Origin of the sequence: Desulfobulbus oralis, assembly GCF_002952055.1 — a bacterium.
Lineage (GTDB): Bacteria > Desulfobacterota > Desulfobulbia > Desulfobulbales > Desulfobulbaceae > Desulfobulbus > Desulfobulbus oralis.
Genome location: NZ_CP021255.1, coordinates 316,647 through 339,066, shown reverse-complemented (window position 1 = coordinate 339,066; position 22,420 = coordinate 316,647). Strand labels below are relative to the sequence as shown.

21 protein-coding genes and 1 pseudogene are annotated in these 22,420 nt (G+C 60.0%); 5 read left to right on the top strand and 17 right to left on the bottom strand.

Annotated elements, in window-relative coordinates; genetic code table 11:
- Positions 1–24: 24 nt before the first annotated feature.
- Positions 25–1,017, bottom strand: coding sequence for an IS30 family transposase (locus CAY53_RS01350; protein WP_104935617.1), 993 nt, complete (start codon positions 1,015–1,017; stop codon positions 25–27).
- A 125-nt stretch (positions 1,018–1,142) separates the two neighbouring features.
- Here CAY53_RS01350 and CAY53_RS01345 point away from each other — a divergent pair, with 125 nt between their 5' ends.
- From CAY53_RS01345 to CAY53_RS13665, 4 genes and pseudogenes are all read left to right on the top strand, one after another.
- Positions 1,143–1,700: a winged helix-turn-helix domain-containing protein gene (locus CAY53_RS01345; protein WP_104935616.1), complete on the top strand. Its 558-nt coding sequence runs from the start codon at positions 1,143–1,145 to the stop codon at positions 1,698–1,700.
- The gene (locus tag CAY53_RS13080; protein WP_245874832.1) at positions 1,597–2,199 is read left to right on the top strand and encodes an IS630 family transposase; all 603 of its coding nucleotides are present in this window, start codon (positions 1,597–1,599) and stop codon (positions 2,197–2,199) included. Before CAY53_RS01345 ends, CAY53_RS13080 begins: the two co-directional genes overlap by 104 nt.
- Before the next feature lie 184 nt (positions 2,200–2,383).
- On the top strand, positions 2,384–2,980 hold the full coding sequence (locus tag CAY53_RS12390; protein WP_146106358.1) for a hypothetical protein: 597 nt from the start codon (positions 2,384–2,386) through the stop codon (positions 2,978–2,980).
- A gap of 387 nt (positions 2,981–3,367) precedes the next feature.
- Positions 3,368–4,356, top strand: a pseudogene (locus tag CAY53_RS13665) (IS30 family transposase).
- Positions 4,357–4,494: 138 nt separating this feature from the next.
- Here the strand turns inward: CAY53_RS13665 and aroA are convergent.
- From aroA to CAY53_RS01305, 5 genes are read right to left on the bottom strand one after another with little or no spacing between them, the layout of a single operon-like run.
- Complete coding sequence (gene aroA / locus CAY53_RS01325) at positions 4,495–5,775, bottom strand: 3-phosphoshikimate 1-carboxyvinyltransferase (protein WP_104935613.1); 1,281 nt, start codon at positions 5,773–5,775, stop codon at positions 4,495–4,497.
- A gap of 2 nt (positions 5,776–5,777) precedes the next feature.
- Positions 5,778–6,617: a shikimate dehydrogenase gene (locus tag CAY53_RS01320; RefSeq protein ID WP_219842694.1), complete on the bottom strand. Its 840-nt coding sequence runs from the start codon at positions 6,615–6,617 to the stop codon at positions 5,778–5,780.
- Positions 6,614–7,312 carry a type I 3-dehydroquinate dehydratase gene (locus CAY53_RS01315; protein ID WP_104935612.1) on the bottom strand — a complete coding sequence of 233 codons (699 nt, stop codon included), beginning with the start codon at positions 7,310–7,312 and terminating at the stop codon, positions 6,614–6,616. The genes CAY53_RS01320 and CAY53_RS01315 overlap by 4 nt, the downstream gene beginning before the upstream one ends.
- Complete coding sequence (locus tag CAY53_RS01310) at positions 7,305–8,234, bottom strand: dihydroorotate dehydrogenase (protein WP_104935611.1); 930 nt, start codon at positions 8,232–8,234, stop codon at positions 7,305–7,307. The genes CAY53_RS01315 and CAY53_RS01310 overlap by 8 nt, the downstream gene beginning before the upstream one ends.
- On the bottom strand, positions 8,231–9,010 hold the full coding sequence (locus CAY53_RS01305; protein WP_104935610.1) for a dihydroorotate dehydrogenase electron transfer subunit: 780 nt from the start codon (positions 9,008–9,010) through the stop codon (positions 8,231–8,233). Before CAY53_RS01305 ends, CAY53_RS01310 begins: the two co-directional genes overlap by 4 nt.
- Positions 9,011–9,104: 94 nt before the next feature.
- Between CAY53_RS01305 and CAY53_RS01300 the strand changes: the two genes are divergently transcribed.
- A complete protein-coding gene (locus CAY53_RS01300; protein ID WP_104935609.1) occupies positions 9,105–9,893 on the top strand; it encodes a prepilin peptidase in 789 nt (262 codons plus the stop codon).
- A gap of 162 nt (positions 9,894–10,055) precedes the next feature.
- Here CAY53_RS01300 and dsrP read toward each other — a convergent pair whose 3' ends face one another.
- From dsrP to fusA, 11 genes are all read right to left on the bottom strand, one after another.
- Positions 10,056–11,228: a sulfate reduction electron transfer complex DsrMKJOP subunit DsrP gene (dsrP, locus tag CAY53_RS01295; protein ID WP_104935608.1), complete on the bottom strand. Its 1,173-nt coding sequence runs from the start codon at positions 11,226–11,228 to the stop codon at positions 10,056–10,058.
- A gap of 7 nt (positions 11,229–11,235) precedes the next feature.
- The gene (gene dsrO, locus CAY53_RS01290) at positions 11,236–12,066 is read right to left on the bottom strand and encodes a sulfate reduction electron transfer complex DsrMKJOP subunit DsrO (protein WP_104935607.1); all 831 of its coding nucleotides are present in this window, start codon (positions 12,064–12,066) and stop codon (positions 11,236–11,238) included.
- A gap of 22 nt (positions 12,067–12,088) precedes the next feature.
- Positions 12,089–12,460: a sulfate reduction electron transfer complex DsrMKJOP subunit DsrJ gene (gene dsrJ, locus CAY53_RS01285; RefSeq protein WP_022656478.1), complete on the bottom strand. Its 372-nt coding sequence runs from the start codon at positions 12,458–12,460 to the stop codon at positions 12,089–12,091.
- 22 nt (positions 12,461–12,482) lie between these two features.
- Positions 12,483–14,114: a sulfate reduction electron transfer complex DsrMKJOP subunit DsrK gene (gene dsrK / locus CAY53_RS01280; protein WP_104935606.1), complete on the bottom strand. Its 1,632-nt coding sequence runs from the start codon at positions 14,112–14,114 to the stop codon at positions 12,483–12,485.
- 58 nt (positions 14,115–14,172) lie between these two features.
- A complete protein-coding gene (dsrM, locus tag CAY53_RS01275) occupies positions 14,173–15,198 on the bottom strand; it encodes a sulfate reduction electron transfer complex DsrMKJOP subunit DsrM (protein ID WP_104935605.1) in 1,026 nt (341 codons plus the stop codon).
- An 82-nt stretch (positions 15,199–15,280) separates the two neighbouring features.
- Entirely contained in the window at positions 15,281–15,829 is a 549-nt protein-coding gene (locus tag CAY53_RS01270; protein WP_104935604.1) for an RsbRD N-terminal domain-containing protein, read from the bottom strand.
- Positions 15,830–15,930: 101 nt separating this feature from the next.
- Positions 15,931–18,108 (bottom strand): carboxy terminal-processing peptidase, encoded by a 2,178-nt coding sequence (locus CAY53_RS01265; RefSeq protein ID WP_104935603.1) that lies wholly within the window; start codon positions 18,106–18,108, stop codon positions 15,931–15,933.
- Between the two features lie 48 nt (positions 18,109–18,156).
- Entirely contained in the window at positions 18,157–18,771 is a 615-nt protein-coding gene (gene yedF, locus CAY53_RS01260; protein WP_104935602.1) for a sulfurtransferase-like selenium metabolism protein YedF, read from the bottom strand.
- A complete protein-coding gene (gene hisA, locus CAY53_RS01255; protein ID WP_104935601.1) occupies positions 18,768–19,574 on the bottom strand; it encodes a phosphoribosylformimino-5-aminoimidazole carboxamide ribotide isomerase in 807 nt (268 codons plus the stop codon). Before hisA ends, yedF begins: the two co-directional genes overlap by 4 nt.
- Positions 19,575–19,633: 59 nt before the next feature.
- A complete protein-coding gene (locus tag CAY53_RS01250) occupies positions 19,634–20,323 on the bottom strand; it encodes a P-loop domain-containing protein (RefSeq protein ID WP_104935600.1) in 690 nt (229 codons plus the stop codon).
- Positions 20,324–20,326: 3 nt separating this feature from the next.
- Positions 20,327–22,411, bottom strand: a complete 2,085-nt coding sequence (gene fusA, locus CAY53_RS01245; protein WP_104935599.1) for an elongation factor G — start codon at positions 22,409–22,411, stop codon at positions 20,327–20,329.
- Positions 22,412–22,420 lie beyond the last annotated feature (9 nt).

Genomic DNA, 22,420 nt, shown 5'->3' with positions numbered 1-22,420 from the left:
CGAAATTTGATGAAGGCGGTGAATTCAAATTGCAAATGCACCGGTGAGTTCCTGGTTAAAAACCTCAGCGGGAGTCTGGTAGTGTAAACATTTGCGCGGCCGGTTGTTCAGTTGTTCTGCCGCCTTAACGACCATTGCTTCCGTGATCTTGTGCAAGCTGATGCCCCTGGGAAAATACTGCCGCAAAAGCCCGTTGCTGTTTTCGTTTGTGCCACGCTGCCAAGGAGCATGCGGCTGGCAAAAATACGTGCGCAGGCCAGTGGCCAACTCCAGCGCCCTGAAGCCTGCCATTTCCGAACCATTATCCAGCGTCAGGGTCTGCCTCAGCTTTGACGGCACAGCACGCAGGCAGGGAATGAGCGCCGCATTGAAGAACGCGGCTGTCTTGTCCTGTACCCTGGCCAGCAAGAGAAAGCGGCTTTTCCGTTCGGTACAGCTGAGCAGCGCCGCCTTTCCTTTGGAGGCACAGACAAGGTCGGCTTCCCAGTCACCAAAGCGGGTTCTGAGTGCCACAATCCCCGGGCGGCAGCTGATATCAATACGCCCGGGAAACAGACGCCGGCCCTGGCCATACCTGGCTTGCCGCCTCCGGCCTTTGTGGGCGCGGCGCAGATGGCGGTAGCTGGTATCGCCGAATTGTGCCGCTGCATAGACCCAGCGGTAGATAGTCTCTGTACTGATACGCATGCTTTGATCCTCTGGATACTCCAGACGGATGCGCCCTGCAATCTGTTCGGGAGACCAGTTTGCGCGTAATTTTTCATCGACCCAGGCAACCAGTTCGGGCCGATTCATACAGCGGTAATGCCTTGCTCTCTTTCGTCTTTTCCGGGCACGCCGCTCTGCACTCTGCGCACGATAGCCTCTTTTTGCAGAACCCACGTTGCGGCGCAGCTCCCGGGAAAGCGTGCTGTGACTCCTGCCCAGGCGTCTGGCCATTTCCCGGCAGCTCAGGCCCATGGACACAAATATTTCGATCCTGATGCGTTTTTCCAGAGCAAGATGGCTATGGGACATGGCGGGCTCCTTCTGGCTGAGTGGTTGTTGGTGCTGCCAACTCTACCAGAATCCCGCCTTGTCCTTCTAATTCCAATTCCACATCATTAATGGTATAATATGCTCATCTTACAGGAGGTGGGCAGATGGCACGTCCAGCACGAGGACAAGAGGTTCTTGTTGCGGCCAGGGAGGCATTGAAACAGGCGCACACAGTGGCAGAGCTCCGCCAGGCCCAGGCAGTCATCCTGCCGCTGGAGTTTGGTTTTTCCCTGGAACAGGTGGCCATGGTCACCGGAATATCCAAAGGATGGGTCTGTCAGCTGCGCAACCGGTTCATCCGCCTGGCAGGCGCGCCTGATTTGGACAAGCGAAAACCGGGCGGCAGACGGCATGAAAACATGAGCAGGGAGGAAGAAGCCGCTTTCCTGGCTCCTTTCTTCGAAAAAGCAGCCCAGGGTGGCATTCTGGTTGTCCGGGAGATCAAGCAGGCGCTCGATGCGCACCTGGGCCGCACTGTTCCCCTGTCCACAGTCTACAATTTGCTGCACCGCCATAACTGGCGCAAGCTCGCTCCGGACAAGCGGCACGTCAGGGCCGATGCCGGGATACAGGCAGAGTGGAAAAAAATTCCCGGCATTGCTCGCCACCGTAGACAGCCATTGGCCTGGAACGGGACCCTTGCGCGTGCTGTTTCAGGATGAGGGCCGCTTTGGCCGGATTTCGCTGTCAAGGCGGTGCTGGTGTCCACGGCCGCATCGCCCCGTATGCCGGAGCATGGTAACGCAGGAATCTGTTTACGCCTATGCCACGGTATCGGTGAGTGATGGTCGCCTGGACACGTTGATCATGCCGCATGTCAACAGGGTGTGCATGCAGATATTCCTGGATGAAGTGGCTTCCCGTTATCCTGAAGAAAGACTGCTCATGATTCTGGATGGCGCTGGCTGGCACAGGGAGTCGTGCCTGAACATTCCCGCCAACATGCGGCTTGTTTCGCTGCCTCCTTATTCGCCCGAGTTGCATCCTGTTGAGCATATATGGGATGAAGTGCGTGAGCAATACTTTGGCAACCTGGTTTTCGACAGTCTTGATGCTCTGGAAGATCACCTGGAAACAGCCTTGCGCAGTATGGAACTCGATCAGCCCCGCGTCAAATCCATCGTCGCCTGGTCATGGATTATAAATTCACTATTGTTTTAGAAATGGAATTATTTTATAAATGTCCTTGTGCTGGGAAAGGGTATCATTACCAAGTAACTGGAAATGGCTCTCATTTGGTGAGTACAACAACTTGTCAATGTTGTGAAGAGACAATTAGAGGCCCAATCAAAAATATATTTGGCTGGCTCATTAACTAATTCAATGATAACATTAAGCTATTTTTATGCTGCCAAAAAGGACAAAAATCACACATCTCTCAAATGGTGAATTATTTATACTCGATTTTCTAGCTTTAGAAGGAAGAAGCAATTTTAAAAATTTATGTGAAGAAAACTATTCTATTCATATGAATGTTGAGTATTCACATGATTTTAATGACAGAGAATTATTAAGAGTTCTTAATACTTTAAAATATGAACAATATATAACATTTAATAATAATTATTACCAAATTACTAAAAAAGGAGGAGGTATATGGGCAATTGAGAGAACCCCAATTTGGAATAGATACTGTATTGACTCATCATATGAAGATAGTACTAATATAATTATTGACTTTCTTTGCACTGATAAAAATATTGGATACAAATTTGCAAAAACTTCGATAGAATCAAATTTATATCATACTTTATCAGATAATTTAGTGCTAAATGAAATATATCCAGGAAGTTTATTATACTGGAAAAGCTTTCCAAAAGAATACACTTGGAGGGATATATGTCATGTAAATGAAGTACAAGAAGAAGTTGATTGGGACACTTATCATAGAAACAGAGAGTGGTGGAGGACCTTAGATGAACTCCAGCTATTTTTAAAGTGAGTTCGTGAATGAGCTGAGCATTTGGTGAATTCACACGTCATATTCCTACACCAGCACTTATTATGGGATGTCCCTACGCCCTTTGCGTCAGGTAGAGGTCAACGGTGTGGTTCTGGCTAGCTATGGCTATGGCGCCGGAACCGGCGGCTCCGAAGACCGTAGTGCCAGGAGCACGTACTATCTCTAAGATCTGAAGAACCGTCTGCTTGCGGAGATTGCCGGGAGCTGCGCCATTACCGCTGCATGAGCCGCTCCGATCTGATCGCCTGGGGGTAGATTCTCATTCCAAACGCACCACGTGGTAGGGGGATGAAAAGTTAAAAGGACAAGGCGGGATTCTGGTAGAGTTGGCAGCACCAACAACCACTCGGCCAGAAGGAGCCCGCCATGTCCCATAGCCATCTTACTCTGGAAGAACGCATCAGGATCGAAATATTTGTGTCCATGGGCCTGAGCTGCCGGGAAATGGCCAGACGCCTGGGCAGGAGTCACAGCACGCTTTCCCGGGAGCTGCGCCGCAACGTGGGTTCTGCAAAACGAGGCTATCGTGCGCAGAGCGCAGAGCGGCGTGCCCGGAAAAGACGAAAGAGAGCAAGGCATTACCGTTGTATGAATCGGCCCGGATTGATCGCCTGGGTCGATGAAAAGTTGCGCGCAAACTGGTTTTCCGAGCAGATTGCAGGGCGCATCCGTCTGGAGTATCCAGAGGATCAAAGCATGCGTATCAGTACAGAGACTATCTACCGCTGGGTCCATGCAGCGGCACAATTCGGCGATACCAGCTACCGCCATCTGCGCCGCGCCCACAAAGGCCGGAGGCGGCAAGCCAGGTATGGCCAGGGCCGGCGCCTGTTTCCCGGGCGTATTGATATCAGCTGCCGCCCGGGGATTGTGGAACTCAGAACTCGCTTTGGTGACTGGGAAGCCGACCTTGTCTGTGCCTCCAAAGGAAAAGCAGCCGCTGCTCAGCTGTACCGAACGCAGGAGCCGCTTTCTCCTGCTGGCCAGGGTACAAGACAGCCGCGTCCTTCAATGCGGCACTCATTCCCTGCCTGCGTGCTGTGCCGCCAAAGCTGAGGCAGACCCTGACGCTGGATAATGGTTCGGAACTGGCAGGCTTCAGGGCTCTGGAGTTGGCCACTGGCCTGCGCACGTATTTTTGTAAACCACATGCTCCTTGGCAGCGTGGCACAAACGAAAACGAGGGCGGGCTTTTGCGGCAGTATTTTCCCAGGGGCATCAGCTTTCACAAGATCACGGAAGCAATGGTCGTTAAGGCGGCAGAACAACTGAATAACCGGCCGCGCAAATGTTTACACTACCAGACTCCAGCCGAGGTTTTTAACCAGGCCCTCACCGGTGCATTTGCAATTTGAATTCACCATGCCCCGGCCCGTCCTCCCCAAGGCCCCATTGCACGAAAAAAAGAGCCTGCGCCACGTCGCAGGGCCTCGCCTGGGGCCCTTCGTTCCGAGCTGGCCAAAGAGAAAAAACCAGGGATAAGGATGCCCGGCCTATCCCTGCCCTTCCAGCATACGGAAGCGCTCCCAGAAATCCGGGAAGGACTTGGCCACACAGTCTTCGCCCTCTATCGCCACCCCCGGAATGCGCAGGCCGGCCAGCGCCATGCTCATGGCGATGCGGTGGTCCCTGTAGGTCTGGATACGGCCGCCGTGCAGGCCCAGGCCGCCCCTGCCCTGAATGTGCATGGCGTCCTCCCGCTCCTCCACAGCCACGCCCAGGCGGCGCAGTTCATGGGTCATGGCGCTCAGCCGGTCGCACTCCTTGACCCTGAGGTGGGAGACGTTCGTGATGCTGGTCATGCCTTCGGCAAAGGCCGCCACCACGGCCAGCGTGGGCGCGACATCGGGCATGTCGCCCATGTCGGCCTCGATGCCGTGCAGGCAGGAAGCGCCTGTCACCTGCATGCCGCCCCTGTCCTGCTCCACCCGGCAGCCCATGCGCGCCAGCAGCTCCACGAATCCGGCGTCGCCCTGCAGGGAGGGCGAAGGCAGGTTCATCACCCGCACCCGACCGCCGCAGATGGCCGCCGCGGCCAGGAAGTACGAGGCGCTGGAGGCATCGCCCTCGATCTGGTACTGCCGGGCACGGTAGCCGCCCCGGGGCACCACGAATCGGCTCTGTCCCGGAACAGGCCCTGCCTGCACGCCAAAGGCCTGCATCACCGCGAGCGTCATGTCCACGTAGGGCCGGGAATAGAGCCTGCCGGCCACGGCGATCTCCGCCGTCTCCTGCGCATAGGGGGCGACCAGCAGCAGTGAGGACAGATACTGGCTGGACTTGCCGGTTGCCAGCGTGGTGCTGCCGCCTTGGATGCCCTGGCCGTGAATGGTGAGCGGCGGGCAGCCGTTGCCGCGCTCGCTGGCAATCGCCACGCCCCAGCCCCGCAGCGCCTCCATGAGCGGCGCAATGGGTCGCTCGGCCATGCGGGCATCGCCGGTGATGCGCACCGGGCCGCCCGCCAGGGCAGCCACCGAGGTCAAGAGCCTGGTGGCTGTGCCGTTGTTGCCCAGGTAAATCGGGGCATCCGGAGCGCGCAGGCGGCCGCCGCAGCCCTGCACCCGCCAGGCCTCCGGGTCACTGCAGTCAATGCGCACGCCCAAGGCCCGCAGGGCGCTGCGCAGATAGTTTGTGTCTTCGCTGTCCAGAACGCCCAGGAGCAGGGATTCGCCGCCTGCCAGGGCCGCGGCGACCAGGGCCCGCTGGGTGATGCTCTTGGACCCGGGCACCGCAAGGCCCACATCTATATTGGAGACAGGCTGAATGCTGCGCATGCTCAGCCACCCTGCTGTTCGAGGCCGGCCATGAGGGCCGCGCGCATGGCCTCAAGCGGCGGCTCGGCGTCCATCCACAGGCGCCACTGGGCCATGGCCTGATACAAAAGCATGCTGCTGCCGGACACCACCGTGCAGCCCCGGCTTGCGGCTTCGCGCAGGAGCCTGGTCCTGAGCGGTGCATAGACGATGTCCATAACCACCTGGAAGTTCGAAAGCAGATCAGGCTCAATCGGGATCCCGTCCGCATGGGGCGTCATGCCGACCGAGGTGGCGTTCACCAGAATGTCGGCCCGCCGGCCGCGCAGTTCTCCGGCCGTGAGACAGCCGCATTCGAGCTGGGCTGCCAGGGCCCGACCGCGCTCCTCGCCGCGATTGTGCACAAGCAACTGCGCGCCTGCCTCTTTCAGGCCAAAGCCCACGGCCCGGGCCGCGCCGCCCGCGCCCAGAAGCAGCACCGAGGCCCCCTTCAGGGGGATGACCTGCTCCAGGGCCTGGTTGGCGCCCAGCCAGTCGGTGTTGACGCCCGTGCAGTGCACCCGGCCATCGGCCCGCTGCCTGAAGACGAGCGTGTTGACCGCGCCGATCTTCTGCGCCACCGGGTCGATGCTGTCCAGAAGCGGCAGAATGGCCACCTTGTGCGGCACGGTCACCGACACGCCGCTGAAGGACAGGGCCTTGATGCCCGCAAAGGCCGCGGCCAGTTCGGTGGCGGCCAGAGGAATATAGACCGCATCGATGTTCCGCGACTGAAAGGCCGCATTGTGCATGGCCGGGCTGAGCGAGTGCCCCACCGGGCTGCCCAAGACGCCGAACAGGCGGGTCGTTCCGCTTATGGTCATGATTTTGCCTCGAAAAGATCGCAAAGGTCCCGCAGACGCCGGAGCTCCATCTGCCCCGGCGCAGTGGCCAGGGCAGCGTCTGCGGATGCATAGCCGATATGGCCGCCCAGAAAAAGCGAGCTCAGGCGGGTAATGCCGCCGGGCGCGCCCATGGCAAAGGCGCTCAGGGGGAATTCGGGACTACTGTGAGCAAGCAGGCCCAGAAGGCGGGCCGCGTCGGCGGCATTTTCGGCGGTGGTCACGATTTTGCCGCTTCGGGCCGCTGTGGCGCGCATCCTGGCAAAAATCCGGGTCAGCGCGGCCGTATCCGGCGTTGCCCTGAAGTCATGCCACGAAACCAGGGCCCATTTGCCCGCGGCCCTGGCTGCAGCCAGAAAGGCATCCCGGCGGCTGGCCTCGGTGCGGAGTTCGATGTCCACATAGGCTGCACCCGCGCTCATGGCCTGGGTCAGCAGCGCCAGCCGTTCATCTTCCGGGCCGGCAAAGGCGCCACCTTCCCAGGTGGGCCGGTTAGTCGCCAAAACCGGCGTGGCAAAGCGCCGGCAAAAGGGCCTGATGTCCGGGTCTTGCATACTGTCCAGCCGAAGTTCCACCAGATCGGCCAAATCGATGAGCGCTTCGGCCCGACGAATCAGGGCAGCCGCGTCCGGGCCGGCCAGAGACAGACAAAGCAGGCCGCGCCTGTTGTCAGACATCGCGCAGGCCGCCGATAATGGCCTGAACCGAGGGCTCGTGCTGGGCAGCCAGCCAGGCGGCTATGCCCTCCACGATGGCCACGCTGGCCCCGGGGTTGGTGAAGGTTGCCGTGCCCACCTGTACTGCGGTGGCCCCGGCCAGAAGAAATTCCAGCGCGTCTTCCGCCGTGGCAATGCCGCCGACGCCAATAACAGGGATCTGCAGCACCTGGGCCACCTGCCAGACCATGCGCAGGGCCACCGGCTTGATGGCCGGGCCGGACAGGCCGCCGGTGCGGTTGGCGAGCTCCGGCCTGCGGGTACGGATATCGATGGCCATGCCGATCAGCGTGTTGATGAGCGAAACCGCATCCGCGCCCGCATCCGCCACGGCCCGGGCCATAAGGCAGATATCCGTGACATTGGGCGAGAGTTTGACAATGACCGGCTGCAGTGCATGCCGCTTCACGGCCCGCACCACAGCGGCAGCCATTTTCGGATCCACGCCAAAGGCAATGCCGCCCTGGCGCACGTTCGGGCAGGAGATATTCACTTCCAGGGCGAGCACCCCCTCCACCCCGGCGAGTCTGGCCGCCAGGGCCGCGTATTCCTCCTCGCTGTTGCCCAGAATATTGACAATGGTTTTGGCGCCGAAGCGCCGGAGAAAAGGCATCTTTTCGGCCAGGAAACGCTCGACCCCCACGTTTTCAAGGCCAATGGCGTTCAGCATGCCGGAGGCGCATTCCGCAATGCGCGGCGGCGGATTGCCCGCGCGTGGCTCCAGGGAAATGCCCTTGGTCACCAGCGCCCCCAGACGCGACAGATCGAGCAGGCCCGCAAACTCCGCGCCATAGCCAAAGGTGCCGGAGGCGGTCATCACCGGGTTGTCGAGCGTCAATGCGCCGATATGTACACGCAGATCAGGACTGTTTTGTGCGCTCATGGCCAGAGCACCTCGTTTGCCGGAAAAACCGGACCGTCCTTGCACACATGCCGGTATGCGCCGGGCCTGTCCGGGGCTGGAACCGCACAGCCCAGGCATGCGCCCAGACCGCAGGCCATGCGGCTTTCCAGCGACACCTCGCAGGGCAGGCGGCTGCCGCAGAAACGCGCCACTGCAGCCATCATCGGCATGGGGCCGCAGGCATAGACCCGGGAGGCGGCAGCGGCCAGTTCCGGCAGGAGCCCGGTCACAAAGCCGTGATAGCCCAGTGAGCCGTCGTCGGTGCTGAGATGCACCGGGCAGTCGAGCCCCTGAAAGCAGTCCCGAAAGGCCCGGGCCTCTGCCCCATGGGCAGCGCCCAGGAGCAGTACCGGCCTGGCCCGACGCGCCAGCAGACGCCGCGCCAGCAGGAGCAGCGGCGCGCAGCCGATGCCGCCGCCCACCAGGAGGACTTCAGCGCCCTCCTGGGCCTCGCCAAAGCCGCGGCCCAGGGGGCCAAGCACAGACAGGGTATCGCCGGCCCTGAGCCGGGTCAGGGCGGCGGTGCCCCGCCCCAGCACCCGCACGAGCAGGTCTATTGTCGCCCCCGCTTCCGCGTTGTGGACAGAAAGGGGCCGGCGCAGGAGCGGATCCCGGTCAGCGCCGCAGGCGACCATCACAAACTGGCCCGGCCTGACTGCAGCGGCGATCTCCGGCGCTGCAAGGCGCAGGCGCAGCAGACCCCGGGCCGGCTGCTCGCCGGTGATGACAGTGCAATTTTTCTGGAATTCAGGCATGGAAAACGCTACAACATTGCTGGCTGGTACGGCTGCAGACAGCATATTTGCCGTACATTGCAGCCTGTTTACTCAATCTGCCCCCGGATCACCCATGGAACTGCTCATCTGCTCCTTTGCCGCGCTCTTTGGTGCGGTTGTCGGGTCTTTTCTCAATGTCGTCATCCTGCGGCTGCCGGAAGAAGGCGGCTCCGTCGTCTTCCCGGCCTCCCACTGCCCCAGGTGCGGCTACATGCTGCACTGGTACGACAATATCCCGATCTTAAGCTATCTCATGCTCCGCGGCAAATGCCGTTCCTGCCGGCAGGCGATTTCACTCCAGTATCCGGCAGTCGAACTGGCCATGGCCGTCCTCGCGGCGCTCCTGATGCGACAGTTCGGGCCAGGCTTCGATTTCTTCTACTACTTTGTCTTTGTGGCGGCTCTTCTGGTTATCATATTTATCGACTTCCATCACCAGATTATTCCAGACATCATCAGCCTGCCGGGCATCGTCCTGGGCTTTGCCGGCTCCCTGCTCAGCGAACAGGTCAGCTGGCAGCAGTCTGCTCTGGGCATCCTCTGCGGCGGCGGCATCCTCTATGCGGTGGCCCTGGGCTACTACCTCCTCAAAAAACAGGAGGGCATGGGTGGGGGGGACATCAAGTTTCTGGCCATGATCGGCGCTTTTCTGGGCTGGCAGAGCCTGCCCTTTGTCATTCTCTGCAGCGCGACACTCGGCAGTGTCATCGGCATTGCCGCCATGGTGCACCAGAAAAAAGGCGGCCAGACCCGCATTCCCTATGGGCCCTTTCTGGCAATCGCCGCTGCTGTCTTTCTCTTCCTGCAGGAACCAATCATGGCGCTCTGGCAAATGTACCTCGGCCTGAGCGGCCTGCAGTAAGCTCCCCACCCGCGCTGGCGCCCGCTTTCCAGAGAAGGCACAGGGCACTCATCAGAAAAGCGTCTCCAGTCCCCGTGGCGACGCATCCACAAGGAAAAGCCCCGGTTCCACAGGGAACCGGGGCTTTTCCCGTGGGGGTGCAAGCTTTCGGGGCAGAATGCCTTACGCCTCTATCTCCCGATCCACGCCAATGGCGATCTTGTACAGGATGGTCAGGATGAAAAAGCCTGCCGCCCAGATGCCGGCTGCAATCATCAGCTCGTTGAAGTGGGGATAGTATTCCACGATTTCATCCGTCGGCGTGGGCACAAAGCCGCCCAGCACGAAACCAATGCCCTTGTCCAGCCAGAAGGCGGTGAAAATGCAGGCGCAACCAACGCCCAGCCACAGGCCGCCGCCCCGGCGGATCGGCGGATAGCTGATCATGGCGATGCCCACAATGAAGAGAATCAGAAAGAGCCACATGAAGGGCACCAGATTGTTGTAGACATGACCGTTGTGCTCCAGCCCGAAGAACAGATACTCGAGGGTGTGCAGATGGCCGGGCACATTGGAGTAGGCGCCGACAAACAACTCGAGCGACCAGAAGAACATATTGGCAATGGCCGCATAGATGATGATGGTCACGATCTTGTCGATGGCCACCCGGCCGGCGTCGAAATTGGCCACCCGCTTCAGGATCAGGGCCATGATCACGATAAGGCAGGGGCCGGCTGCAAAGGCGGAGGCCAGAAAGCGTGGGGCGATGATGGCCGAGAGCCAGTAATGCCGCCCCGGCAAACCGCAGTACAGCATGGCCGTGACCGTATGAATCGAAAAGGCGAAGGGGATGGAAAAATAGACGAAGAAATAGATCCACTTGGGCGGATGCACCTGCTTGCGTTCTGCGGTCAGGATGACCCAGCCGCAGAGGGCGTTCAGAAAAAGGTAGCCCAGCAGCACGCACATATCCCAGAACAGCATGGAGTTCGGGGTCGGGTGCAGAATCATGTTCATGGCGCGAAGCGGCTGTCCGATATCCACCATGATGAACAGCAGGCACATGATCAGCGCGGGGATGGCCAGAAATTCGCCCAGGATGGTGATGCGGCCGAATGCCTTGAAGTCGTGGATGTAGTAGGGCAAAACCAGCATCACGCCTCCGGCCGCCACGCCCACCAGAAAGGTGAACTGGGAAATGTAGAGCCCCCACGAAACGTCCCGGCTCATGCCGGTAATGCCCAGGCCGTAAAAATACTGACGCAGGTAGCAAATGCCGCCGATGGCGACAATGAAGCCCAGAAAGGCCAGCCACATCCAGTAGTAGTGATTTCCTTTTAGCGCTTTTTCGAACATGGGAGCCTCACAGGATGTAGAAAACGGAAGGATGCGTGCCCAAGGAGGGATTCCGCTGAACCGTATGGTTTTGCCTCAGCATCTGCCGCAGTTCCGAGTCTGGATCGTTCAGATCGCCGAAGACCATGGCCTTGGTGTCGCCGCAGGCTTCCACGCAGGCCGGTTGCAGGCCCTGCCGCAGGCGCTCGGCGCAGAAATTGCATTTTTCCACCACACCCCGGGTCCGGGTCGGGAAGTCCTTGTTTTTGGTGCTCTCGTCGATAAAGGGCCGGGGATCGCGCCAGTTGAAACTGCGGCTACCATAGGGGCAGGCGGCCATGCAGAAGCGGCAGCCGATGCAGCGGTGGAAGTCCATCACGATAATGCCGTCCTGATTGCGGAAGGTCGCCTGGGTCGGGCAGACGCGCACGCAGGGCGGATTGTCGCAGTGATTGCAGAGAATGGGCAGTTCCGCCTCCGCAGTCTGCTGATCCGGATACAGATTCGGCTGTTCCGGAAAGGCGTTTTCAAAGTGCGTCATCCAGATCCACTTGATCTCGTCCTTCTTGTCCTTTTCCGGGAAGCGGGGCACATTGTGGGTTTCATGGCAGGCCCGCACCACCCGCTCGCCCAGGGCCGGATTCTCGCGGAACTTGCGGGCGTCAATCAAGAGGCCATAGCGCTTGCCGCTGGGCGCAGTGCCGCTATGCTGGCCGGCCGTATTGCCCTGGGGCGCTGCCGTTGCCGCCAAAGCCGACTGGGCGCCATCCACCAGATGCCCCAAACCTGTGCCCGCGCCCAGGCCAGCCAGGGTGGAAATGCCCGCTATCTTCAGGAAATTTCTTCGTTTCTGATCCATCTGTCAGTCTCCTTCTCCGCGCTCACTCAACCGGAGCCAAATGGCAATCCCAGCAGTACGGTTTTACCGAGGAATAGTCGTGGCACCTGTCACAGAAATTCACCTTGCTGGTGTGGCATGCCATGCAGTTCAGCTGCAGACTCTTCGGATACGCCTGACCGTCAACGACAACGGGCGTACGGTCACCACTGCGCACCACCTCGTCGCGCCAGGTATTCAAGAGCTGCATGTGCTTGGCCCGCATCTCGTCGGCCGGCAGAACGCAGTGCTTGGCGGTCGTCGGCAGGCTCAGTTCGGGCACGGCCTTGCTCGCCTTGCCGTTGTACAAAAAGGGTATCAGGACAAGCAGGACGAAGATAACCAGCCCTGTAATGATTTTCACACGGTCGTACATTACGGTTCCTCCAGTTCTGCCATTAAACCAGGGTTCGGAGACCCTCGGTCAGATCCTGCCTCTGTTCGCCCTCGATAACCAGGGCATTGCCCACCAGTTCGCTGATGCCCGCGACCTGCACGCCAGGCACCCAGTAATCCATCAGCGTGCTCAGGGTGGCCCGATCGATGGCGCAGACGCAGCTCAGCGTATTGACGCCATGCTTTTCATGCACGTATTTCACGGCATTGGCCCGGGGCAACCCGGCGCGCATGCGCAGCTCCATGATTTCATCCGTGTTGAGGGCCGTACCCGAACCGCAGCAGAAGGTCTTCTCGCGGATGGTGTTTTCGGGCATCTCGTACCACTTGTCGACCACATTATCGAGAATGTAGCGCGGCTCGTCCAGAAGCCCCATGGCCCGGGCAGGGTTGCAGGAATCGTGGAAGGTGGCGATCACGTGGGCATTTCTGCTCTTGTCGAGTTGGAGCTTGCCGTTCCTGATCAGATCCGCGGTAAACTCGGAGATGTGCACCATCTTGGTGGAGGCCGCGTTTTCGAAGACCGTACCGGTCATGGGCGATCTGGGCACTTCCAGAAAATCGGCAGGGCCGTTCATGGTATCCATGTACTGGTGGATAACCCGCCACATATGACCGCACTCACCACCCAAAATCCACTTGACCCCAAGGCGCTTCGCCTCGGCATACATCTTGCCGTTCAGTTTCTTCATCATCTCGTTGGATGTGAAGAGGCCGAAGTTGCCGCCCTCGGACGCGTAGGTGGACCAGGTGTAGTCCAGGCCGATGGCTTCGAAGAGGAGCAGGTAGCCCATGCAGGTGAAGATGCCGGGTTCCGCGAAGACGTCGGCAGAAGGCGTGATGAAGAGCACCTCCGCGCCCTTGCGGTTGAAGCTGGGGTTGACCCGGATGCCGGTCAGATTTTCGATGTCGTCACAGAGAAACTCGACGTTCCCCTTGAAGGCCTGCGGCGTCAGGCCCATGTGATTGCCCGTGCGGTTGGAGTTGGCAACCGGCTCCATGGCCCAGTTGATGCCGACGCCCACCAGATGCAGCAGTTCCCTGAGGATCATGGTGATTTCGGCCGTATCTATGCCGTAGGGGCAGAACACCGAACAACGCCGGCACTCCGTGCACTGGTAGGCGTACATGAACCATTCCTTGAGCACGCCGACCGTCATTTCCCGGCCGCCGGCCAGTTTGCCCAGGATCTTGCCGGCCAGGGTGAAGTTGCCACGGTAGACCGAGCGCAAAAGTTCGGCCCGCAACACCGGCATGTTCTTGGGATCGCCCGTGCCCAGGAAGAAGTGACACTTATCGGCGCAGGCACCGCAGCGGACGCAACAGTCCATGAAGATCTTGAGGGAACGGAAGCGGTCGAGCCGGTCTGCCAGGCCCTGTAAAATGATCTCCTTCCAGTTCGGCGGCAGTTTCCAGTCATCGTCTTCCGGGCTCCACTCGCGGGCGTTGGGGAAGCTCACCCCCTCCTGCCGGTCGAGGTACTCCAGTTTTTCCGCCTTGGTCGGGTAGGCATAGTTGCCGGGCCTGAAGACCGCCGGAATATCCATCCACGGCTTGGTCGGGTAGCCGCCCGTCATCAGAGACGGCCCCTTGACAACGCTTTCCGCCAGTTTCTCTACAGTTACGTTTGCCATTGCATTATATCCTTAAGCGTTCGTGTTCACTCGAGCTGCAAACTGTTCGCCAGAGTCCCTAGTTGGCAGCGCCGGCCTCTTTGGACAGGGGCCTGTCGACCGGAATGCCCTGCTCGACCATGTCCGCACGGAACTCGTCCTCATAGCTGGCATAGGAATGGGGCCTGATCGGCGGGTTCCAGGGGTTGATGTGCCGGCGCATGCGCGAATCGTTGGGCAGATTCCGGGTCGGGCTCAGGAAAACGCCGCCCATGTGCATGAGTTTGCTGAAGGGAAAATAGACCAAAAGCACGCTCACCAGAAACAGGTGCACATAGAAAAGCGGGCTGATCTTGGCCACAATGGTGGGATGCAGGGTCACCAGCCCAATGGCCAACTGCTTGATGGCCTCAATATCCACGTGGCTGCGCAGGAAGTAGCGCATCAGGATGCCGGTGCACACAATCGCCAGGATAAGGAACAGGGGGAAATAGTCGTTGGCCAGGGAGATGTAACGGACATGGGGATTCCACAGCCGCCGCAGGAAGAGCAGCAGCAGGGCCAGAAGCACGGTGGCATCGGTGATGTACATCAGGGGCGCACCCACCTGCAAAAGCGAGTCCAGCACCTCGACAAAGGCAACGCAGGCGGGCACGGGTTCCAGAAAGAGCCGCAGATGCCGCAGGACAATAATCAGGAAGCTGTAATGAAAAACAATGCCGAAGAGCCACAACCACTTGCTGGATTCATGGGTGAGCTGGGGCCCCTCATACATGGTTGCCTTGGTGTTGCGCCACAGTGAGCGGAAGAGCAGAATTTCAAGGAGCATCCGGCCCAGAACCTGGACTTTGGTCGCCGGGCAGTCCAACTTGTCCTGCTTGATCCAGGGCAGTGAGAATCCCTGACCGCAGGTCGTCGGAATACGGAAAGGAACCGGTGATTTTCCCCAGTTGTACACGCGGTAGATGAAGCCAGCGACAAACACCATCGTGGCGACATAGGGAATAAACACACCGAACAGGTATTGCATTCCAGGGATCTGCACCCCTATCAATGCAATCAGGATCAGGGCAATCACTGCCGCCAGCGGGAAGGCGTACTTCATCAATCACTCCTTCGCATAGTTTTATTTCAGGCAGAGCAGCGGCACCGGACACATGCTGTCCATGTGCCTGCCGCCTGCCGCCTCACTCTTTTTCGCTGGCTCCGGATTTCGTGTCAGCGTCAAGCAAACGGGAGGGACAACCGCCATCCGTGAATCTGGCCCGCCCGCTTTTCAGTTCCCGAACGCGGGTGCGGTACAACTGTTCACGACACCGGCAATACAAGTCAAAAGCTATCAGAGCTACCCGCTCTGCCGCACAGTCAAAGTGCTGCAGTTGGTCGGCCGGCAAATTGAAAGACGGATTGTCGGCCAGAACTTCTCTGACAACCCATCTGAGTTCAAGAAAGGGGACTACCGCCTGTGATGCGGCAAACTCCTGTACCGCCCGGATACGTACGATCTGGTCCACGGGGCGGATATAGGCTTCTTCCTCCGCCTCCTGGCACAGCAACTCGAATATCCGGGACAGACCGTCACGGATAAGCATCCCCACAGGGTTGGTGAAAGGATCCTGCACCTGAATGAAGAAATTCGGCGACTTATAGGTTTGCAGGGTCCTTTCGAGCCAGATATCGAGTATCTGCTTCCGCCTGTCTGCCAGTATTCCGGCCAGTTTTGCATAAAGAGCCATAAGCCCTCAAAATTGCACAAGGTGAAACAGACATGCTCTTTGAAGAATATACAAGCCGGGACAGTGACTAGCACGATTGCCCCCTTGTTTCAAGCAAAAAATCAGCGGGCCCTGACCGCACTGGCCTCCTTTTTGCCCATGTTTCCAAACAGTTCCAAAGAGAGCTGCACATAGGGATCATGGGCCAGGCCTTCCTCCAGCTTTTTCTCCCGGCCCGCCCGCCTGCCCTCGTTCTCCTCCTCCTCGCCCGGGTCTTCCACAAAGCCTGCCGCTTTGGCCTCTTCCCTGACCTTGGCCTGCAACTGCCGCTCCCGCCACATGTCTTCCCAGGCCACCGTGACCACCGTCCGCTGCGCCCGCAGTTTGGCCTCGTCGCTTTCCTGCTTGATTTTCTGGAAGGCGGCGCTGTGGGCCACCCATTCTTTACCCCTGCTCTGGACCATCGCCCGATCCAGCATCGGCCCCTTCCAGGTTTGGTAGGGCACCGGCAGCACCTGATCCCAGGGCAGCGGATAGTCCATGTACTGTTCACCGCTTTCCAGGTGATCCAGCATGGAGGGGACGATCAGGTCCGGTTTGACACCGCGGAACTGGGTGGAACCGCCGTTGATGCGGTAAAATTTCTGGATGGTCATCTTGAGCGCGCCCAGATCCCCCAGGCGCCTGGGCCGGAACAGGGGCAGGTAGCGGTTCATATCCAGCATGGCCTGCACCGTGCCCTTGCCGTGGGTGTGCTGGCTGCCGATGATCACCGCCCGGCCGTAGTCCTGCAGGGCGGCAGCCAGAATCTCAGAGGCCGAGGCGCTGAACTGGTTCACCAAAACAATCAGAAGGCCATCGTATTCCACTGCCGTGTCCTCGTCGGAACGGACCTCCGTGTGGCCGCCGCCGTCCTTGACCTGCACGGCCGGGCCGCCGGGCAGAAAGAGCCCCGTAATGTCCACCGCGTCTTCGAGCGCGCCGCCGCCGTTGTTGCGCAGATCCAGAATCAGGCCCCTGATGCCCTGCCGCTTCAACTGCTGCACAAGCCTTCTGGTATCGTCGGTCGCGTTCCTGCCCTTGCCTTTGTCGTTGCTGAAATCACGATAAAAACCGGGAATGCGGATATAGCCGATGGGCGTGCCGCCGTCCGTATGCAGCAGTGCCGACCTGGCATAGGTTTCGTCGAGCTGCACGATGTCGCGGGTGATAACAATGGACATCTTGCCGCCGTCCGGCTTGCGCACGTTGAGCAGCACCTGACTGCCCCGGGGACCACGAATCAGCTTGACCGCCTCCCGGATGCGCATTTCCGTGATATCCACCGCTTCGTGCCCCTTTTCGGCCACACTCAGAATGGTGTCCTCTGCCTGCAACTGCCCCTGCTTTTCCGCCGGCGAGCCGGGCATGATCCGAACCACCTTGATCAGCCCCTCGTCCTCGCGCAAAAGTGCGCCGATGCCCTCCAGGGAACCGCTCATCTGGATATCGAAATCCTCCTTGGTCGTGGGCGGCATGTAGCTGGAATGCGGATCAAAGGCGCGGGCCACCGCATCGAAATAGCGATCGTAATGATCCTGCAGGCTCTGTTCCTGCAGGCGCTGCAGGGCCCGGTGCATGCGGGACCGTACCTTGCGGACCGCCTCCTGCATCTGCTCGGGATGCGCTGCGGGATCCGGCACAGGCTCCGGCGCTGCCGCCGTTGTTGCCCCCTGCCTTGGCTGGCCCTGGCCCGCCTTTTTCTGCTCGGCCTTCTTCCTGTCTTCCAGCTCCTCGAAATAGCTGTCCAGAACCTGCATCTTCAGCGTGAGCCGCCAGCGTTCCTTCAGCGCCGCTTCGTCGGAGACGAACTCCAGTTTTTTGGGGTCAATCTCCAGGGCTTCCTTGCGATTGAAATCAAAACCCGCATCCAGGATCGGATCAATCAGCCGGTCTGCCTCCCGAATACGCGCATTCAAAAGCTGCCGACCCGCATCGGGCAGACGGAAGCCGCCGCGCCGGAGTTCATCGTCAATGCGCTCCCTGAAGCTGTCGAGCTTCCGCACATCCTCCTGCAGCAGGAAGCGCTTGCGGGGATCGAGCTGATTCAGGTAGAGGTCGTATATCTTGCGGGAAAGGGCATCGTCCAGCGGCGTACGGGAAAAATGGCGGGAACTCAACTGCTGACTCATAATGGCGGCGATCAACTGGTTGCGCTCCAGATTGAAGGACTCGTCAACCGAAGCGGCCGATTTCGCCAGAACCGCGCCGGGCGTAAGCGACAGCAGCAGGGCCAGGGCAAAGGACACAAAACAGCGCATGACAACCTCGACTCATTGGCCCGCAGGCCGGAAACGGAGGTCTGCCGCTTACAGCGGGCTGACCACTTTGGCCGCATGGATCGTGGCGTCCATGATGGCGAACATATTGGAAATCTGGCCTACCTGAATAGCCGATTTCAGTTGGTAAAAGTCAAGGCAGGTGCCGCAGACCAGGATCTCCACGCCCTTTGCCTGCAGGGCCTGCAGGGCAGCCAGGGCATCCGACTCCGTGGCCACCACTCTGACGCCGCTGTTGTAGAAGATGATGCGCTGTGGCAGCGGCTCCACCTTGGCGATGGTCTGAATATAGGTCTGCAGCAGCGAGCGGCCCAAAAGGTCGTCGCCGCGGCCCATGGTGTCGGAGGCGATAACATAGACCAGCCCACCCGGATGCGCCGGGGCCTCGCAGCAGCACCCGCCGCTCGCCGCGGCAGGCACCTGGCCCTGGCCCGCACGGATGTCCAGCCGGAAGACCCCCTCCCCCTGCGGATGCACCTCTACCCGGCAGCCCCGGGTGCCTGCGAAGCGCTGCACATTCTGGCAGGCCGCCTCGTTGTCCACCACCACGGCAAGCACGGCCGCGCCCCGCTCCAGCGCGTCTTTCACCCGTAAAACCGGCTCCGGACAGGCCAGCCCCCGACAATCCAGCATGGTACCGCTCATAGGCTCCCCTCCCGATGCCCGCCCCCACCGGCCATCTCCCGGCCGGCCGGAGCGAAACGGGCAAGTATGTCGCTGTATTTGATACCCTGACCGCCAAAAATATCCAGTGCCGAACCCACGGTGGCGTCAATGCGGCCGCGGCCCACTCGCTCCACCAGCTCCAGATCGGCCATGCTGGAGATGCCGCCGGCATAGGTCGTGGGGATTGGGGCAGCCTCGGCCAGCAGCGCCAGAAGCCCCGCATCCAGGCCGGTGCAGGTCCCCTCCACATCCACAGCGTGCACCAGAAATTCATCGCAGTACGCGGCCAGGGCGGACAGCGTCGCCCCATCCAGCCGCAGTGAGGTGAAACGCTGCCAGTGCTCACTCACCACATAGTACGCGTTTTCCCGAAAACGGCAGCTCAAATCCAGAACCAGATGCGCCTTGCCCACCAGCCCGGCCAGATGGGCCAGCCGCTGCATATCCACCTGGCCTTCGCGAAAAATCCACGAAGTCACGATGACATGCGAGGCGCCACGGGCGAGCCACCGTTCGGCGTTGTCCGCCGTCACGCCGCCGCCCACCTGCAGACCGCCCGGCCAAGCGGCCAGGGCCTCGGCGGCCGCAGCCTCGTTGCCCGGCCCCAGCATGACGACGTGGCCGCCCGGGAGTTGGTCGCGCCGGTAGAGGGATGCGTAATGGGAAGCAGGAAGGGAAGAAGAAAAATTGGCGCGCAGGGCGCCGGGTTCGTCCCGCAAGGTCGAGCCGACAATCTGCTTCACCTTGCCGTCATGCAGATCGATGCAGGGACGAAAACGCATGGGCCTACCCACAAAAAGGGACCGGGGAGCACAAGCCGCTCCCCGGAAAAAGGAGAAATTCAGTTTTCCTTGACCATCATGGTGGTGGGATCAAGGCGCAGACTGGCGCCGCCGTGACAGGCCCCACCGCTGCTGATGAGCTGCAGCTCAAGGCTGGAGTCTTCCTGCGGATTCAAAAGAATAACCATGCCGAACAGGTCATCCACCTCGTGACAGGGCGCCGGCACGCCGCGCGGCGAAACACGCGGGTCGTCCCGGTGACGGATGGCGGAAAACCAGGCGTGCAGATTCATGCTCTCCACCATGTCCTTCAGGTCTGCCAGCGACTCGCGGGACGTATTGGCAAAATCCAGCCCATCCACAATCAGCACGTTCGGTCGAAAAATATCCTGCAGAATCAAATCGTTCAGACGCTCTTCCAAACGGGACCGGGAAAAGGTCGCCACCTGGAAGGTCATGATCATGCGGTGGCGGTTCACCATATCGATCAGCTCATGGGGCCGGTCAACACAGTGCTCCTCGAGGATAAGCTGCAGGATCTCATCGTAGCGGGCCTTGATCTTATCAATGCTTCTGCCGACGCTCACATGGATGACCCGCTTGCCGCGCAGAATGGCGTCCAGGGCGATCTGGGCCAGAATCGCGGTCTTGCCCAAGCCGGCCCGGGCCATAATCAGCCCCATGTGGCTGTCCTTGCTCATGTGCAGCGCCCTGAGCGGGTTCTGCTGCGTCAGTTCCGTGTATGCCATAGCTCAGGCCTCTTTCTTCTTTTCGTTAAAGGACTTGATCAGCTCGTCCGCCAGATTTCTGGGCACCTGCTTGTAGCTGGCGAATTCCATGGTGAACTCCGCCTTGCCCTGCGTCAGGGAGCGCAGCACCGTGGAATAGCCGAACATCTCCACCAGCGGCACTTCCGCCTCGACCACGGTGTAGTTGCTGTCCTCGGAGGTGCCGATAATCACGCCGCGGCGCTGGTTGATGCTGCCCATGACCGCGCCCTGAAATTCGGACGGCCCCTCGACGGCCACCTTCATGATCGGCTCCATGATCACGGCGCCGGCCTTTTCGTAGCCCTGCCTGAAAGCACCCATGGCCGCCACCTGAAAGGCCACATCCGAGGAGTCCACCGCGTGGGAGGAGCCATCGTTGATGGTGACCCGCACCCCGGTAATGGGCGCACCCACCAGGGTGCCCTTTTCCAGGGACTTCTGGAAGCCCTTGTCGCAGGAACCGATAAATTCGCGGGGAATGGTGCCGCCCACGATCTGGTCCACAAACTCGTAGTCGCCCTCTTCCATGGGTTCCATGAAACCGGCCACCCGGCCGAACTGACCGGAACCGCCGGTCTGTTTCTTATGGGTGTAGTCGAAGTCGGCCCGCCTGGTAATGGCCTCGCGATAGGCCACCTGGGGCGCACCCGCCTCCACCTCGGCGTTGTACTCGCGTCTCATGCGCTCGATGTACACGTCCAGATGCAGTTCGCCCATGCCGGAAATGATGGTCTCGCCGGTTTCGTGATCCACAAAGGTCTTGAAGGTGGGATCTTCCTTGGTGAAGCGATTGAGCGCCTTGGACATGTTGATCTGCGCCTTGTTGTCCACCGGCCTGATGGCCAGCGAAATCACCGGCGCGGGGATGTGCATGGAACTCATGGACCAGTTCAGCTCGGGGGCGCAGAAGGTGTCGCCCGAGGCGCAGTCCACGCCGAAGAGCGCCACGATGTCGCCGGATCCGGCCTCTTCGATTTCCTCCATCTCGTCGGCGTGCATACGCACCAGACGGCCGACCTTGATCTTTTTGCCGGTGCGGGTGTTCACGATGGTGTCGCCCTTCCTGATCCCGCCCTGATAGGTACGGATGTAGGTGAGCTGGCCGTAGCGGCCGTCTTCCAGCTTGAAGGCCAGGGCCACCAGCGGGTCTTCCACATTGTTGCTGACCCTGACTTCCTTTTCGTCTTCGTTCAGGTCGAGCGCGATATTTTCAATATCCTTCGGATTGGGCAGATACGCGCCCACGGCGTCCAGCAGGAGCTGGATGCCCTTGTTCTTGTAGGCAGAGCCCATCATCACCGGGGTGAACTCCAGGGCCAGGGTGCCCTTGCGGATGGCCTCGTGAATCAGCTCCGGAGCAATCTCCTTCTCCTCCAGCATGGCCTCCATCAGCTCGTCGGAGAACATGGACACCGCGTCCAAAAGCGCCTCGCGCTTGGCCTGAGCCTCCTCCAGCAGCGCCTCCGGAATGGCTTCACGGCGGATCTGCTGTCCCTGCTCGCCGTCGAAATATACGGCCTCCATGGTCACCAGATCCACCATGCCTTCCAGGTCGGCCTCAAGGCCGATGGGCATCTGCAGCATCACGGCATTCAGGCCCAGCTTGTCGCGGATCTGCTGCACGACCCGGTAGGGATTGGCGCCGGTGCGGTCGCATTTGTTGACAAAGGCGATGCGGGGCACCCTGTAGCGGGTCATCTGCCGGTTCACGGTAATGGACTGCGACTGCACGCCGCCCACCGAGCAGAGAATCAGGACGGCGCCGTCCAGCACCCGGAGCGCGCGCTCCACCTCGATGGTAAAGTCCACGTGGCCCGGGGTGTCGATGATGTTGATGGCGTAGTCCTTCCAAGTGCAGTGGGTCGCTGCGCTCTGGATGGTGATGCCACGCTCGCGTTCCAGATCCATGGAATCCATGGTTGCGCCGACCCCGTCTTTGCCGCGCACCTCGTGAATGGCGTGAATGCGCTGCGTAAAAAACAGAATGCGTTCCGTCAGCGTGGTTTTGCCCGAGTCAATGTGGGCGCTTATGCCTATGTTCCGTACCTTGTCCAGATCCTTTTTCATACTGCCAGC

Bases quoted from the DNA above. Each gene is read 5' to 3' on its own strand.
- CAY53_RS01350 (WP_104935617.1), bottom strand. From the start codon at position 1,017: ATGTCCCATAGCCATCTTGCTCTGGAAAAACGCATCAGGATCGAAATA.
- CAY53_RS01345 (WP_104935616.1), top strand. From the start codon at position 1,143: ATGGCACGTCCAGCACGAGGACAAGAGGTTCTTGTTGCGGCCAGGGAG.
- CAY53_RS13080 (WP_245874832.1), top strand. From the start codon at position 1,597: ATGCCGGGATACAGGCAGAGTGGAAAAAAATTCCCGGCATTGCTCGCC.
- CAY53_RS12390 (WP_146106358.1), top strand. From the start codon at position 2,384: ATGCTGCCAAAAAGGACAAAAATCACACATCTCTCAAATGGTGAATTA.
- aroA (WP_104935613.1), bottom strand. From the start codon at position 5,775: ATGCGCAGCATTCAGCCTGTCTCCAATATAGATGTGGGCCTTGCGGTG.
- CAY53_RS01320 (WP_219842694.1), bottom strand. From the start codon at position 6,617: ATGACCATAAGCGGAACGACCCGCCTGTTCGGCGTCTTGGGCAGCCCG.
- CAY53_RS01315 (WP_104935612.1), bottom strand. From the start codon at position 7,312: ATGTCTGACAACAGGCGCGGCCTGCTTTGTCTGTCTCTGGCCGGCCCG.
- CAY53_RS01310 (WP_104935611.1), bottom strand. From the start codon at position 8,234: ATGAGCGCACAAAACAGTCCTGATCTGCGTGTACATATCGGCGCATTG.
- CAY53_RS01305 (WP_104935610.1), bottom strand. From the start codon at position 9,010: ATGCCTGAATTCCAGAAAAATTGCACTGTCATCACCGGCGAGCAGCCG.
- CAY53_RS01300 (WP_104935609.1), top strand. From the start codon at position 9,105: ATGGAACTGCTCATCTGCTCCTTTGCCGCGCTCTTTGGTGCGGTTGTC.
- dsrP (WP_104935608.1), bottom strand. From the start codon at position 11,228: ATGTTCGAAAAAGCGCTAAAAGGAAATCACTACTACTGGATGTGGCTG.
- dsrO (WP_104935607.1), bottom strand. From the start codon at position 12,066: ATGGATCAGAAACGAAGAAATTTCCTGAAGATAGCGGGCATTTCCACC.
- dsrJ (WP_022656478.1), bottom strand. From the start codon at position 12,460: ATGTACGACCGTGTGAAAATCATTACAGGGCTGGTTATCTTCGTCCTG.
- dsrK (WP_104935606.1), bottom strand. From the start codon at position 14,114: ATGGCAAACGTAACTGTAGAGAAACTGGCGGAAAGCGTTGTCAAGGGG.
- dsrM (WP_104935605.1), bottom strand. From the start codon at position 15,198: ATGAAGTACGCCTTCCCGCTGGCGGCAGTGATTGCCCTGATCCTGATT.
- CAY53_RS01270 (WP_104935604.1), bottom strand. From the start codon at position 15,829: ATGGCTCTTTATGCAAAACTGGCCGGAATACTGGCAGACAGGCGGAAG.
- CAY53_RS01265 (WP_104935603.1), bottom strand. From the start codon at position 18,108: ATGCGCTGTTTTGTGTCCTTTGCCCTGGCCCTGCTGCTGTCGCTTACG.
- yedF (WP_104935602.1), bottom strand. From the start codon at position 18,771: ATGAGCGGTACCATGCTGGATTGTCGGGGGCTGGCCTGTCCGGAGCCG.
- hisA (WP_104935601.1), bottom strand. From the start codon at position 19,574: ATGCGTTTTCGTCCCTGCATCGATCTGCATGACGGCAAGGTGAAGCAG.
- CAY53_RS01250 (WP_104935600.1), bottom strand. From the start codon at position 20,323: ATGGCATACACGGAACTGACGCAGCAGAACCCGCTCAGGGCGCTGCAC.
- fusA (WP_104935599.1), bottom strand. From the start codon at position 22,411: ATGAAAAAGGATCTGGACAAGGTACGGAACATAGGCATAAGCGCCCAC.